This is a genomic window from Streptococcus sp. A12 (assembly GCF_905372335.1).
Classification (GTDB): Bacteria; Bacillota; Bacilli; order Lactobacillales; family Streptococcaceae; genus Streptococcus.
Genome location: NZ_CAJPOU010000034.1, coordinates 1 through 14,501, shown reverse-complemented (window position 1 = coordinate 14,501; position 14,501 = coordinate 1). Strand labels below are relative to the sequence as shown.

The window sequence follows — 14,501 nt, the reverse complement described above, 5'->3', positions numbered from 1 at the left end:
AGCGCATGACTGTTAATCATGATGTCGTAGGTTCGAGTCCTACTGGCGGAGTCAGTACCCGAAAGGGTTTTTTTTTATTTCTCTTTATTAATTCAGTACCCGAAAGGTTTTTTTTATTTCTCTTTATTAATAAAGTAAAAAAAGGTTCTTTCGAACCTTTTTCTTAGTTAAAGAATACATTGTATAGAGCTTTAATAGCCTGTTTTTCTTGTTCTTGATTTACGACAAACATGATGGAAACTTCGCTGGATCCTTGAGAAATCATTTGGATATTAATGTTATTTTCTGATAAAGCCTTTGTGGCTGTAGCTGTTACACCAATTTGATTTTTCATATTCTCTCCGACAATCATAATAATGGAAAGATCATGTTCAATTTCGGCATAATCTACTTGTAAATCTTGGATTAGATGTTTTAAAATTTCTTGTTCTTTAATTGGAGTCAATTCTTTTGACCGAAGAATTACTGATAAGTCGTCAATACCTGTTGGCATATGATCCCAACTAATATTCAAATCTTCTAAAATTTGCAATAATTTTCTACCAAAACCGACTTCTCTATTCATTAGGTATTTGGTGGTATTAATGCTGACAAATCCAGAGTCTCCTGCAATCCCAACGACTTTAACATTTTCATCGGTATGGTTCAGCACAATCTTCGTACCTGGATGTTTTGGATTGTTGGTGTTTTTGATCACCATTGGAATCTTTCCACGATATGCAGGAACAAGTGCTTCATCATGTAGGACACTAAAGCCAGCATAGGCTAATTCACGCATCTCCTTATAGGTTAATTCAGGAATAGAATGTGGCTGTTTGATAATGCCTGGGTGAGCTGCAAAAATACCATCGACGTCTGTAAAGTTCTCGTAGAGATCTGCTTTAACTCCCGCTGCGATAATTGATCCTGTAATATCAGAACCACCTCTTGAAAAAGTACAGACTTGTCCTTCTCTAGTAATTCCAAAGAATCCAGGGATCACTAAAATTTCATTATGGTTTCTCAGTTCTTCAATCTTATCGTAACTAGAAGGGAGAATGCGGGCATTGCAAGGTTCACTTGTTACAAAGATACCTGCATCTTTTGGATGGATATATTTTGCTTCTAAACCCTTTTTTACAAAGTAAGCTGCAATGAGTTTCGCATTGTTATTTTCTCCAGCTGCTAAGAAGGTATCATATAAGAAAGTGTTGTCAGACTTGGGAAGTGTTGCAAGGGATTTGATATCTCTAGCAATCTCTTCGATAATTTCCTCGTCTAAGTCTAACTCCTCTGTAATAAATCGATAGCGATTGATAATCCATTCTTGGCTTTGGTTCGTATCTTTACCGTTGGTATATTCTTTATAATACTTGATGAGGGCATCTGTGACTTTTGTGTCCTCAGCATTGCGTTTCCCTGGAGCAGAAACGACCACGTATTGACGGGCTTCATCTTCTTTAACGATATTGAATACTTTTTCTAACTGGGTAGCAGAAGCTAATGAACTACCACCAAATTTAACTACTTTCATGTGGACTCCTTTACACAACTTTCTTTAAATTATACCAAAGATAGAGCTTGGTTACAATCTAAAAAAGCACTGTTATCAAGCGAGTCTTTCGGGTGAGACACTTTGTTATGAAAATGTAATTTACTTTTCAAAGTAGTTGTGCTAAAATAATATGAAATTAAATAAGTTCAACCATCAAACAATTTGAATGGCTAATTAGTAAAGAGGTGGCTTATGGTGTTCGAAACGATTATTTATTCTGTAGAAGAGGATCTCGCATCTATTATTTTAAATAGACCAGAGGTTTCAAATGGTTTTAACATTTCAATGTGTCAGGAAATCCTTGAAGCATTAGAATTAGCTGAGAAGAATCCAGATGTTCGTTTTATTTTATTTAAAGCAGTCGGCAAGGTTTTTTCAGTTGGTGGTGATTTAGCTGAGATGAAACGGGCTGTTGATGCTGATGATATCGACTCGTTAACGCAAATTGCGGAATTGGTCAATCAAATCTCTAAAAAAATGAAGCAAATTCCAAAACCAGTGATTATGGTTGCAGATGGTGCGGTTGCAGGAGCAACTGCTAATATGGCAGTAGCGGCGGACTTTTGTATTGCTTCTGATAAAGCGAAGTTTATTCAAGCCTTTGTTGGGGTCGGTTTGGCTCCTGATGCCGGTGGTCTATTCCTTTTAGGAAGAGCCATTGGTTTGATTAGAGCAACTCAGTTAGCAATGACTGGTGAACCATTAGGTGCTGAAAAAGCTCTGGAATATGGCGTTGTGTACAAAGTTTCTGAAGTAGAAAAATTAGACAAAACTGTCAACCAACTACTCATAAAGTTAAGACGTAGCTCAGACAATTCTTTTGCTGCGATTAAAGAGTTGGCTTGGTCTAGCATGCTGACTGAATGGGATCGTTATGCTGAAATTGAGTTGAGATTGCAGAGAAATCTTTCTCTAAAGGAAGACTTTAAAGAAGGAGTTATTGCCTATTCAGAGCGTCGGCGCCCAAAATTTCAAGGAAAATAAAAAAGTAAAATTTTTATGTTTTTGTTGCTGTGGCTTGCTATTTGGTTTGATTTTTGATAAAATTCGATTATCAAAGTAATGAATAGGGGGTGTGGTTTTTGAATTTTCAACTAGTCAATGATTACCTTACATCCATTTTTAACAACGTATTAGTCATCGAAGAAACTAGTTTACGTAGCAGTCGATTTAATGATGTTTCCATTAAGGAAATGCACACCATTGATGTCATCGGCTCAACACCAAACGCAACTCCAAGTGATATTTCGCGTTCGTTAATGGTAACGTTAGGTACAGTCACTACCAGTTTAAATAATCTTGAACGAAAAGGTTATATTGAACGAACGAGATCAGAAGTTGATCGTCGGGTCGTCCATTTGAGTTTGACCAAAAGAGGCAAGCTCTTGTATCGGCTTCACCAACAATTTCACAAGCGGATGGTCAATCAAATTATTGATGGGATGTCTCCAGATGAACGGAAAGTGATGCAAAAAGGGTTGCAGAATCTTTATCGTTTCTTGGAGGAGTTGAAATAATGACTTTTGCAAAAATTAGTCAGGTAGCCCATTATGCGCCAAGCCAAGTGATTTCTAATCAGGATCTTTCTGAACGGATGGATACCAGCGATGAGTGGATTGCTAGTCGAACAGGAATTCGGAAGCGTCATATTTCTCAATCTGAATCAACCAGCGATTTAGCTACGGAAGTGGCTCGTCGCTTGCTTGAAAAAAGTGGTTTACAAGCGGATCAGTTGGATTTTATTATTGTTGCAACGATTTCGCCCGATTCCATGATGCCATCCACTGCAGCTCGTGTTCAAGCTAAAATTGGGGCTTCTAAAGCTTTCGTCTTTGATTTGACAGCAGCTTGTAGTGGATTTGTCTTTGCGCTTGCGACTGCTGAAAAGTTGCTTCGGTCTGGCCAGTACAAACGAGGAATCGTTATCGGAAGTGAAACCTTATCGAAAGTGATTGATTGGGAAGATCGGACAACAGCGGTCCTATTTGGGGATGGTGCTGGCGGTGTTTTATTGGAAGCTTCCGAACAACAAACTTTTTTAGCTGAAAGTTTATTTTCAGATGGTTCTCGTGGAGAGGTTCTTCAATCATCATCTGTTGGTTTATCTTCACCATATTCTGATAAGGAAGAAGATAAAAAATATTTATCAATGGATGGAAGAGCAGTCTTTGATTTTGCTATTCGGGATGTGGCTAAGAGTATTAAACATATGTTGGCTAATGCTCCAGTAGCTGTTGATGAAATTGACTACTTTCTCTTACACCAGGCAAATGACCGTATCTTAGATAAAATGGCTAAGAAAATCGGGGTTGATCGGGAAAAACTTCCTGCAAATATGATGGAATATGGCAACACTAGTGCTGCAAGTATTCCAATTTTATTATCGGAGTGTGTCGACCAAGGACTAATCAAATTGGATGGAAGTCAAATAATTCTTCTGTCAGGATTTGGTGGAGGTTTGACATGGGGCTCACTTCTTGTTACAATCTAGTTAAACATGTGGAAACACATTTTAAAATTTTTTATTATTTTAAGGAGGCCAATCATGGCAGTATTTGAAAAAGTACAAGAAATTATCGTTGAAGAACTTGGTAAAGAACCATCAGAAGTAACTCTTGAGTCTACTTTTGAAGATCTTGAAGCTGATTCATTGGATTTGTTCCAAGTGATTTCAGAAATTGAAGATGCATTCGACATTCAAATTGAAACTGAAGAAGGATTGTCTACTGTAGGTGACCTTGTTGCTTACGTAGAAGAAAAAACTAAATAATAATGGATGAGAGTATCGAAAGATATTCTCTCTTGTTTAGGTAATAGTTTGACGCTCAAAGCAAAGAACCGCTTTCAAACTATTACTTAAGCGAAAATGAGGAAGGTACTATGCAAACACGAATTACTGAATTATTAAACATTAAATATCCAATTTTCCAAGGTGGTATGGCTTGGGTAGCGGATGGAGATCTTGCTGGGGCTGTATCTAATGCAGGTGGTCTTGGGATCATCGGTGGAGGAAATGCACCTAAAGAAGTTGTCAAAGCGAATATTGATCGTGTCAAATCCATTACTGACAAACCTTTTGGAGTCAATATCATGCTCCTTTCTCCTTTTGCAGATGACATCGTTGACTTGGTTATCGAAGAAGGGGTTAAAGTTGTTACCACTGGTGCAGGGAATCCTGGGAAATACATAGATCGTTTCCATGAAGCGGGCATTACCGTTATTCCGGTTGTACCTTCAGTAGCTTTAGCAAAACGGATGGAAAAACTAGGTGCGGATGCTGTCATTGCTGAGGGAATGGAAGCAGGAGGTCATATTGGTAAATTGACGACCATGACCTTGGTTCGTCAAGTGGTCGAAGCGGTCTCTATTCCAGTTATCGGTGCTGGTGGTGTTGCAGATGGTGCAGGAGCGGCTGCAGTCTTCATGCTTGGAGCAGATGCTGTTCAAGTGGGAACACGATTTGTCGTTGCTAAAGAATCAAATGCTCACCAAAACTTTAAGAATAAAATCTTGAAAGCTAAGGACATTGATACAGTGGTGTCTGCGTCAGTTGTTGGCCACCCAGTTCGTGCGATTAAGAATAAATTGGCTTCTGCCTATAACCAAGCTGAAAAAGATTTCTTGGCAGGTAAAAAGACTCAAGAAGAAATTGAAGAATTAGGAGCAGGTGCTCTTCGCAATGCTGTTGTTGACGGAGACGTTGATAATGGATCTGTGATGGCAGGACAAATTGCAGGTCTCGTAAGTAAAGAAGAAACCTGTGCTGAAATCTTAGAAGATATCTATCTTGGAGCTGCTAAGGTCATTCAGAAAGAAGCAGCTCGCTGGGCAGATGTGAAATTCTAACAAGTAAAGGAAAGGAAGAGAACAGTGACAAAACGTGCCTTCTTATTTGCTGGTCAAGGTGCCCAAAAATTGGGGATGGCTAGTGATTTGTATGCAACTTATCCCGTTGTCAAAGAGACATTTGATACGGCTAGTCGTATTCTAGGTTATGATTTGCGTGAATTGATTGATTCTGACGAAGAAAAACTCAATCAAACACGCTATACTCAACCAGCTATTTTGACAACTTCTGTAGCTATTTATCGTCTATTAGCAGAAAATGGCATAACACCGGATATTGTGGCTGGTCTCTCCCTGGGAGAATATTCTGCTTTGGTTGCCGCAGGCGCTCTTTCCTTTGAAGAAGCGGTCGCCTTGGTAGCTAAGCGAGGGGAATTTATGGAAACAGCTGCGCCTGCTGGAAGCGGGAAGATGGTAGCTGTTATGAATACTGATCCTGCCTTGATTGAAGAAATCTGTCAACAGGCTTCTGAAAAGGGAGTTGTAACACCAGCTAACTACAATACTCCTGCCCAAATTGTGATTGGTGGAGAGGTTGAAGCTGTGGATTATGCAGTTGAACTCTTACAAGAAGCAGGGGCAAAACGGTTGATTCCTCTGAATGTCTCTGGTCCTTTCCATACGTCCTTACTTGCTTCTGCTAGTGAAAAACTAGCGGCTGAACTTGAAAAAGTTCCTTTTAAGGACTTTAGCTTGCCTTTGGTTGGGAATACAGAAGCAAAGATCATGAAATCAGACGAAATCAAAGCTTTATTAGCTCGCCAAGTGATGGAGCCCGTTCGTTTCTATGATTCGATTGCGACGATTCAAGAGTTTGGAGTAGATGAAGTGATTGAAATTGGTCCAGGTAAGGTCTTGACTGGTTTCTTGAAAAAGATTGATAAAACTCTTCCAACGAAAAATGTGGAGGATCAAGCCAGCCTTGATGCCCTACTGAACGAATAAGATGAGGTGACTATGGAACTAAAGAATAAAAATGTATTTGTTACTGGCTCAAGTCGAGGCATTGGATTGGCTATTGCGCATAAATTTGCGTCAAAAGGTGCCAACATTGTCTTAAATAGTCGTGGAGAGCTCCCGGCAGGCCTAGTGGATGAATTTGCCTCATACGGTGTGAAGGTAGTTGGTGTTACTGGGGACGTATCCCAAGCTGCGGAAGCGAAACGAATGGTCGCGGAAGCGATTGAAGCACTTGGCTCAGTAGACATCCTTGTCAACAATGCTGGGATTACCAATGATAAGCTCATGTTGAAATTGACGGAAGAAGATTTCGAGCAAGTCTTGAAGGTGAATTTGACCGGTGCTTTTAATATGACACAATCAGTCTTAAAACCGATGACCAAAGCACGTGAAGGTGCTATCATTAACATGTCGAGTGTTGTCGGTCTGACAGGAAATGTTGGACAAGCCAACTATGCAGCCTCAAAAGCTGGTTTGATTGGTTTTTCTAAATCTGTAGCACGTGAAGTAGCTGGTAGAAATGTCCGTGTCAATGTCATTGCACCGGGCTTCATTGAGTCTGATATGACAGAAGGACTTCCTGAAAAAATTAAAGAAATGTCTCTCGCTCAAATTCCAATGAAACGATTTGGAAATACAGAAGAAGTAGCAGATGTTGCAGTCTTTCTTGCGACTCAAGAATATCTAACAGGGCAAGTCATCGCAATTGATGGTGGCTTAACCATGCAATAAAAAGAGGTAGGTTTTGAAATGAAATTAAATCGTGTTGTTGTAACAGGCTATGGCTTGACATCTCCAATAGGAAACACTCCAGAAGAATTTTGGAATAGCTTAAAAGAAGGAAAAATTGGAATTGGTCCGATTACAAAATTTGACCACAGTGACTTTGCTGTTCATAATGCAGCTGAAATCCAAGATTTCCCATTTGATAAGTACTTTATCAAGAAAGATACGAACCGCTTTGACAACTATTCTTTGTATGCCTTGTATGCCGCTCAAGAAGCTGTGAATCATGCAGGTTTAGATGTAGAGGCTATTGATAAAGATCGTTTTGGTGTCATTGTTGCTTCTGGTATTGGTGGTATCAAAGAAATCGAAGATCAAGTGATTCGTTTGCATGAAAAAGGACCAAAACGTGTCAAACCAATGACCCTTCCAAAAGCTTTGCCAAATATGGCATCTGGTAATGTTGCGATGTGTTTTGGAGCTAATGGAATTTGTAAATCGATCAACACTGCTTGTGCCTCTTCCAATGATGCGATTGGAGATGCTTTCCGCGCTATTAAGTTTGGTTTCCAAGATTTGATGTTGGTTGGTGGTTCTGAAGCTTCTATTACACCATTTGCAATCGCCGGTTTCCAAGCCCTAACAGCTCTTTCAACAACAGAAGATCCAACTCGTGCTTCTATTCCATTTGATAAAGATCGGAATGGATTTGTAATGGGTGAAGGATCAGGAATGTTGGTACTTGAAAGTTTGGAACACGCTGAAAAACGTGGTGCAACCATTCTTGCTGAAGTCGTGGGCTACGGAAATACTTGTGATGCTCACCATATGACTTCTCCACATCCAGAAGGTCAAGGTGCTATCAAAGCAATGAAGTTGGCTTTGGATGAGGCAGAAATTGAACCAGCTCAAGTTGATTATGTCAACGCTCATGGTACCTCTACTCCAGCAAATGAAAAAGGAGAAAGTGGTGCAATCGTTTCTGTATTTGGTACAGAAGTTCCAGTATCTTCTACAAAATCATTTACAGGTCACCTCTTGGGGGCAGCAGGGGCAGTTGAGGCTATTGCGACGATTGAAGCAATTCGCCATCAATATGTTCCAAAAACTGCTGGAACACAAGAGTTATCAGATTATATTGAAGCTAATGTCATCTTTGGTGAAGGGCGAGAACGTCCGATTTCTTATGCCATTTCCAATACATTTGGATTTGGAGGACACAATGCTGTCTTAGCCTTTAAACGTTGGGAGGGATAAAGTGAATATTCAAGAGATTAAAGACTTAATGAGTCAATTTGACCAATCTAGTCTTCGTGAATTTAGCTATCAAAATGCAACGGATGTGCTATCATTTAGTAAAAATGCTGGCAGTGTAGCTAGCCCACAACCTGCTACGCCAGCTCCTGTAGTTCAAGAAGTGGCACCTGCTGTTGAGAGCCCTGTTGTTCTTGCAGAAGAACCAGTTGCTTCTTCAGCACCAGCTCCTGAAACAAGTCCAGCAGTAGCAGCAGAAGGGGAAGTGGTTGAAAGTCCTCTTGTTGGTGTAGCTTATTTAGCTTCAGGTCCAGATAAACCAGCTTTTGTTCAGGTTGGAGATAGCGTTTCAAAAGGCCAAACCCTATTGATTATTGAAGCGATGAAAGTTATGAACGAAGTTCCTGCACCAAGGGATGGAATTGTCACTGAAATCCTTGTTTCAAATGAAGAAATGGTTGAGTTTGGGAAAGGATTGGTAAGGATTAAATGATCGATATTCAAGCTATTAAAGAGGCTCTTCCGCATCGCTATCCGATGTTGTTGGTGGATCGCGTCCTTGAAACAAATGAGGATACGATTGTTGCCATTAAGAATGTGACGATCAATGAGCCCTTCTTTAATGGGCACTTTCCAAGCTACCCAGTAATGCCAGGTGTCCTCATTATGGAAGCCTTGGCACAAACTGCCGGTGTCTTAGAATTATCCAAACCAGAAAATAAAGGGAAATTAGTCTTTTATGCTGGAATGGATAAGGTTAAATTTAAAAAACAAGTCGTTCCGGGAGATCAGCTCGTGATGACGGCTACCTTTGTCAAGCGTCGTGGTTCGATTGCGGTCGTGGAAGCAAAAGCCGAAGTCGATGGGAAATTAGCTGCTAGCGGGACCCTAACATTTGCAATTGGTAACTAGGGAGGTTTCTATGTTCCGAAAGATTTTAATCGCGAATCGTGGTGAAATTGCGGTCCGGATTATTCGAGCTGCTCGTGAATTAGGAATTGAAACAGTCGCTGTCTATTCAACGGCTGATAAAGAAGCCTTGCATACCTTACTAGCGGATGAAGCAGTTTGTATTGGGCCTGCTAAGTCAACCGAGTCTTATTTGAACATGAATGCTGTTTTATCTGCAGCTGTTTTGACTGGATCAGAAGCGATTCACCCAGGATTTGGATTTTTGAGTGAAAATTCGAAGTTTGCCACCATGTGTGAAGAAGTCGGGATTAAGTTTATCGGACCATCAGGATCTGTCATGGATATGATGGGTGATAAAATTAATGCCCGAGCACAAATGATCAAAGCAGGCGTACCTGTTATTCCAGGATCAGATGGTGAAGTTCATACAGCTGAAGAAGCCTTGGAAGTTGCCGATCGAATTGGCTATCCTGTCATGCTGAAGGCATCAGCTGGAGGTGGCGGTAAAGGGATCCGTAAAGTAGAACGGGCAGAAGACCTAGTCCCAGCTTTTGAATCTGCTTCGACAGAAGCTAAGGCGGCCTTTGGAAATGGAGCTATGTACCTTGAACGCGTCATCTACCCAGCTCGTCATATTGAGGTTCAAATCTTGGCTGACCAATTTGGGCATGTGGTTCATTTGGGTGAACGGGATTGTTCCCTTCAAAGAAACAACCAAAAAGTCCTCGAAGAATCTCCATCCGTAGCAATCGGTAAGACAATTCGAGACCAAATCGGATCTGCAGCTGTCCGCGCAGCAGAATCTGTTGGCTATGAAAATGCTGGGACAATCGAGTTTCTTTACGATGAAGGTAAAGGCGAATTTTACTTCATGGAGATGAACACTCGGGTTCAAGTAGAGCATCCCGTGACAGAATTTGTCACAGGAATTGATATCGTGAAAGAGCAAATTAAAATTGCTGCTGGGCAAGAATTGTCTGTAAGCCAAGAAGATATTCAAATTTCTGGCCATGCGATTGAATGCCGGATCAATGCAGAAAATCCTGCCTTTAACTTTGCACCAAGCCCAGGAAAGATCACCAATCTCTACCTTCCAAGTGGAGGGGTTGGCTTGCGCGTGGATTCTGCTGTCTATCCTGGTTATACGATTCCACCGTACTACGATAGTATGATTGCCAAAATCATTGTCCATGGAGAGAATCGTTTCGATGCTTTGATGAAGATGCAACGCGCCCTCTATGAGTTGGAAATTGACGGTGTAATGACCAACAGTGATTTCCAATTGGATTTGATTTCAGATTCGAATGTGATTGCTGGTGATTACGATACCGCCTTTCTGATGGAGACATTTTTACCAAATTATCAGAAAAATCAATAAGCAATGAACTTTGTAAATGTGAGATTCATTTTCACAAGGAATGAACGCGCACAATTACAAAGTTCTTTTACCAAGTAAGGAGAAGTAGATGGCTTTATTTTCTAAAAAAGATAAGTACATTCGAATTAATCCCAATCGGTCGGCCATTGAAGCACCTCAGCCAAAACCAGAGGTTCCAGATGAGTTATTTTCTCAGTGTCCGGGCTGTAAACATACGATTTACCAAAAGGATCTAGGAAGTGAACGTCTGTGTCCGAAGTGTGGTTATACCTTCCGCATCTCTGCGATTGAGCGACTTCAATTGACGATTGATCCAGGAAGCTTTATTGAACTGTTTACGGGTATTGAGACCAAGGACCCGCTTAAGTTTCCAAACTACAAGAAGAAATTGGCGGCTGTTCGTGAATTGACAGGACTTGATGAAGCTGTGCTATCAGGAACTGCAAAGATCGGGGGCCATCAAGTGGCTCTTGGTATTATGGATTCTAATTTCATCATGGCTTCTATGGGCTCTGTGGTCGGTGAAAAGATTACGCGTCTATTTGAATTGGCGACAGAAGAAAAGCTCCCAGTTGTGCTCTTTACCGCTTCTGGTGGCGCTCGGATGCAAGAAGGAATCGTCAGTTTGATGCAGATGGCTAAAATCTCTGCAGCTGTTCAAAGACACTCAAAAGCAGGCTTGTTTTATCTGACAGTTCTAACAGACCCAACAACAGGTGGGGTAACTGCGTCATTTGCAATGGAAGGGGATATTATCATTGCAGAGAGCCAGGCCCTTGTGGGATTTGCAGGTCGACGAGTGATCGAGTCTACTGTACGGGAACAGTTACCGGATAATTTCCAAAAGGCTGAATTTTTGCAGGAGCATGGCTTTGTGGATGTGATTGTCCAGCGTAGTGAAATGCGTTCAATAATCGCAGACTTGTTAGCCTTTCATGGAGGGAAGTAATGACAAGAATAACACAAATTATTAAAGAAGCTCGTGACCAAGGACGTTTGACAGCTCTCGATTATGCTAATGGAATTTTTGATAATTTTATCGAATTACATGGAGATCGGAATTTCCGAGATGACGGTGCAGTGATTGGCGGAATTGGCTGGTTAGGGGATCAAGCGGTGACGGTTGTCGGGATTCAAAAGGGAAAGAATCTTCAGGACAACCTCAGTCGAAACTTTGGCCAACCCCACCCAGAAGGCTATCGAAAAGCCTTGCGTCTGATGAAACAGGCGGAGAAATTTGGTCGTCCAGTAGTAACTTTCATCAATACTGCGGGTGCTTATCCGGGTGTTGGCGCTGAAGAGCGGGGACAGGGTGAGGCTATTGCCCGCAACCTCATGGAAATGAGTGATTTAAAAGTTCCGATTATCGCGATTATCATCGGAGAAGGTGGCTCAGGTGGTGCCTTAGCTCTTGGTGTAGCAGATAAGGTCTGGATGCTGGAGAACTCCATCTATGCAGTCTTGAGTCCAGAAGGATTTGCCTCTATTCTCTGGAAAGACGGAAGCCGTGCCATGGAAGCTGCTGAATTGATGAAGATTACTTCGCATGAGTTGTTGGATATGGATATTGTGGACAAGGTGATTCCGGAGCATGGTTTTTCTAATGGCGAATTACTAGCTCAAGTGAAGAAAGAAATCCAAGCAGAATTGAAGGAGCTACAAGCCTTTCCTCTCGAAGAACTTCTAGAGCAACGTTACCAACGTTTTCGTAAATATTAAAAAACTGAGCTTGCAATTTGCAAGTCTCAGTTTTTTTAAACTTTATTTTGGCGCGATGACTTCAGCGCCCCCCATATATGGACGAAGGACTTCAGGAATAGTTACAGAACCATCTTCGTTTTGATAGTTTTCAAGAATAGCTGCCACTGTACGTCCAACAGCAAGTCCAGAACCATTCAAGGTGTGGAGAAGTTTAACCTTACCATCTGCTTCATCACGGTAACGGATTTGAGCACGACGTGCTTGGAAATCTTCAGTGTTTGAGCAGCTTGAAATTTCACGGTAGGTGTTTTGAGCAGGGATCCAAACTTCCAAGTCGTAAGTCTTAGCAGCTGAGAAGCCCATATCTCCTGTTGAGAGAGCCACGACACGATATGGAAGGTTCAGTTTTTGAAGGATGTTTTCAGCGTTGGCTGTCATCTTTTCCAATTCTTCATATGATTCTTCCGGTTTGGTAAATTTAACCATTTCTACCTTATGGAATTGGTGTAAACGGATCAAACCACGAGTGTCACGACCAGCAGAACCTGCTTCTGAACGGAAAGAAGGGCTCATTGCAGTAAAGTAGATTGGGAGATCCTTGCCATCAATGATTTCGTCACGGTAGTAGTTGGTCAGAGGGACTTCGGCAGTTGGAATCAAGACATAGTTGGTGTCACTGAGTTCAAAAGTATCTTCCTTGAATTTTGGATATTGTCCGGTACCAAACATGGAATCATGGTTAACCATGTAAGGGGTGATGACTTCAGTATATCCTTCCTTGCCATGCTCATCCAACATAAAGTTATAGATAGCACGTTCCAAGCGAGCTCCAAGCCCCTTGTAGAAGAGGAAACGAGCGCCAGTGACTTTTCCACCACGTTCCCAGTCAAGGATATTAAGCTCTTCACCAAGATCCCAGTGAGCTTTTGGTTCGAAGTCAAACTCGCGAGGAGTTCCCCAACGGCGAACTTCTACGTTATCATCTTCATCAGCCCCAACAGGCACGCTATCAGCAGGGATGTTTGGAAGAGTCGTAGTAAATTCTGTCAATTTCGCATCGATTTCTGCCAATTCAGCATCTAGTGCTTTGACTTCTGCAGAGAGAGTTTGCATGGCAGCAATCTTTTCGTCGGCATTTTCCTTATTTCGCTTAGCTTGAGCGATTTCAGCAGATACGGTGTTGCGCTCAGCCTTGAGGCTTTCTACTTTGACTAAGATGTCACGACGTTTTGCGTCGATTTCCTTCATTTCATTCAAGATAGTAGCATCTACACCACGTGTCGCTAATTTTTCAGCAACTGCATCAAAGTCTGTACGAATTCGTTTAATATCTAACATAGCTTCTCCTTTAACAAAAAGCACACCTGTTACAGTGTTGGAGTGGCAGGGCCACGGTTCCATCCAACTTCACAGGTGTGCACTTGATTTGATCTTCAATTTTTGATAAACGGTAGAATTTCAATTAAGTCCTCTATCTGCTCACAGCAACCGCAGACTTTCTGAAAGATTTCCTTAATTTACTTATCCGTTTTCGTTTATTATACAAGAAAAGTACCTATTTTGCAAATAGATTTTTAATTTTAGCTGTAATGGTTTGGATCAAGGTTGGTAACTGGACAATTTTATCATTTCCAAGGTGTTGACGGGCAATTTTTAAGATTCTCCCCGAGTCTTTAGAAGCAAATAGGAACTTGCTTTCCTTGGTGTAGATTTCAAAATGGCGACTAACTTTACGCCCAGATACGTTGGCTCCAATCTGGTCGATTTCTTGCCAGGGAATTTGGATGTAGTCTTCAACATTAGCATTCGCATAAAATTCAAAAGCGGCATTCCCAACTAGGATTTTTCCAACCTTTCCCCCCACTCCAAGGTAAGAAACCCCTGTAGTATGGAATTCAACGGTTTTATTCAATGATTGAGCCATGAGATCCTCCTGTATTGCTATTCATTCCATTATATCATAATAAAAAGAAGGCCGAAACCTTCTTTTTAATTGGTCTTTGATTACATCAAGTGTGCAACGTGTGCCAAGACACCGATTACAAAGAGGGCGATAATGATAGTGATTGGAGATACTTTCTTCTTAAGCAACCACATACAAGCGAAAGTAAGAAGCAATCCCATCAAACCAGGAATCAATGAATCCAAGTTTTGTTGGAAAGTTGTAACTTTTTCAGGTGTTTGAGATAG

17 protein-coding genes are annotated in these 14,501 nt (G+C 41.2%); 13 read left to right on the top strand and 4 right to left on the bottom strand.

From position 1 onward, the window contains the following. Positions 1–163: 163 nt before the first annotated feature. On the bottom strand, positions 164–1,513 hold the full coding sequence (locus QZ158_RS05925) for an aspartate kinase (protein ID WP_293886683.1): 1,350 nt from the start codon (positions 1,511–1,513) through the stop codon (positions 164–166). A gap of 213 nt (positions 1,514–1,726) precedes the next feature. Between QZ158_RS05925 and QZ158_RS05920 the strand changes: the two genes are divergently transcribed. The 13 genes from QZ158_RS05920 (at position 1,727) to QZ158_RS05860 (ending at position 12,329) form a co-directional block, all read left to right on the top strand. Continuing rightward, positions 1,727–2,518: an enoyl-CoA hydratase gene (locus QZ158_RS05920; protein WP_293886681.1), complete on the top strand. Its 792-nt coding sequence runs from the start codon at positions 1,727–1,729 to the stop codon at positions 2,516–2,518. Between the two features lie 98 nt (positions 2,519–2,616). After that, a complete protein-coding gene (locus QZ158_RS05915) occupies positions 2,617–3,051 on the top strand; it encodes a MarR family transcriptional regulator (protein ID WP_006597415.1) in 435 nt (144 codons plus the stop codon). Then, positions 3,051–4,025 carry a beta-ketoacyl-ACP synthase III gene (locus QZ158_RS05910; RefSeq protein ID WP_293886677.1) on the top strand — a complete coding sequence of 325 codons (975 nt, stop codon included), beginning with the start codon at positions 3,051–3,053 and terminating at the stop codon, positions 4,023–4,025. Before QZ158_RS05915 ends, QZ158_RS05910 begins: the two co-directional genes overlap by 1 nt. 54 nt (positions 4,026–4,079) lie before the next feature. Continuing rightward, complete coding sequence (locus QZ158_RS05905; protein ID WP_003003892.1) at positions 4,080–4,304, top strand: acyl carrier protein; 225 nt, start codon at positions 4,080–4,082, stop codon at positions 4,302–4,304. Between the two features lie 110 nt (positions 4,305–4,414). After that, complete coding sequence (fabK, locus tag QZ158_RS05900; protein ID WP_293886671.1) at positions 4,415–5,380, top strand: enoyl-[acyl-carrier-protein] reductase FabK; 966 nt, start codon at positions 4,415–4,417, stop codon at positions 5,378–5,380. Between the two features lie 24 nt (positions 5,381–5,404). Further along, on the top strand, positions 5,405–6,325 hold the full coding sequence (fabD, locus tag QZ158_RS05895) for an ACP S-malonyltransferase (protein WP_293886669.1): 921 nt from the start codon (positions 5,405–5,407) through the stop codon (positions 6,323–6,325). 12 nt (positions 6,326–6,337) lie between these two features. Next, on the top strand, positions 6,338–7,072 hold the full coding sequence (gene fabG, locus QZ158_RS05890) for a 3-oxoacyl-[acyl-carrier-protein] reductase (RefSeq protein WP_048688768.1): 735 nt from the start codon (positions 6,338–6,340) through the stop codon (positions 7,070–7,072). Positions 7,073–7,090: 18 nt separating this feature from the next. Continuing rightward, entirely contained in the window at positions 7,091–8,323 is a 1,233-nt protein-coding gene (fabF, locus tag QZ158_RS05885) for a beta-ketoacyl-ACP synthase II (RefSeq protein WP_293886666.1), read from the top strand. Position 8,324: 1 nt separating this feature from the next. Beyond that, positions 8,325–8,813 carry an acetyl-CoA carboxylase biotin carboxyl carrier protein gene (gene accB, locus QZ158_RS05880; protein ID WP_293886664.1) on the top strand — a complete coding sequence of 163 codons (489 nt, stop codon included), beginning with the start codon at positions 8,325–8,327 and terminating at the stop codon, positions 8,811–8,813. Beyond that, on the top strand, positions 8,810–9,232 hold the full coding sequence (fabZ, locus tag QZ158_RS05875; RefSeq protein WP_293886662.1) for a 3-hydroxyacyl-ACP dehydratase FabZ: 423 nt from the start codon (positions 8,810–8,812) through the stop codon (positions 9,230–9,232). Before accB ends, fabZ begins: the two co-directional genes overlap by 4 nt. A 10-nt stretch (positions 9,233–9,242) precedes the next feature. Then, the gene (locus tag QZ158_RS05870) at positions 9,243–10,610 is read left to right on the top strand and encodes an acetyl-CoA carboxylase biotin carboxylase subunit (RefSeq protein ID WP_048715214.1); all 1,368 of its coding nucleotides are present in this window, start codon (positions 9,243–9,245) and stop codon (positions 10,608–10,610) included. An 88-nt stretch (positions 10,611–10,698) separates the two neighbouring features. Then, a complete protein-coding gene (accD, locus tag QZ158_RS05865) occupies positions 10,699–11,559 on the top strand; it encodes an acetyl-CoA carboxylase, carboxyltransferase subunit beta (RefSeq protein WP_293886659.1) in 861 nt (286 codons plus the stop codon). Continuing rightward, positions 11,559–12,329, top strand: coding sequence for an acetyl-CoA carboxylase carboxyl transferase subunit alpha (locus QZ158_RS05860; protein WP_293886657.1), 771 nt, complete (start codon positions 11,559–11,561; stop codon positions 12,327–12,329). The genes accD and QZ158_RS05860 overlap by 1 nt, the downstream gene beginning before the upstream one ends. 42 nt (positions 12,330–12,371) lie before the next feature. On the opposite strand, the gene serS is transcribed toward QZ158_RS05860, so the two are convergent. The 3 genes from serS to QZ158_RS05845 all read right to left on the bottom strand — a co-directional run. Further along, the gene (gene serS, locus QZ158_RS05855; protein ID WP_293886655.1) at positions 12,372–13,649 is read right to left on the bottom strand and encodes a serine--tRNA ligase; all 1,278 of its coding nucleotides are present in this window, start codon (positions 13,647–13,649) and stop codon (positions 12,372–12,374) included. Between the two features lie 217 nt (positions 13,650–13,866). Then, the gene (locus QZ158_RS05850) at positions 13,867–14,235 is read right to left on the bottom strand and encodes a DUF956 family protein (RefSeq protein ID WP_293886653.1); all 369 of its coding nucleotides are present in this window, start codon (positions 14,233–14,235) and stop codon (positions 13,867–13,869) included. A gap of 80 nt (positions 14,236–14,315) precedes the next feature. Further along, on the bottom strand, positions 14,316–14,501 hold a 186-nt coding region (locus QZ158_RS05845; protein ID WP_293886651.1), incomplete at its 5' end, for a PTS system mannose/fructose/sorbose family transporter subunit IID.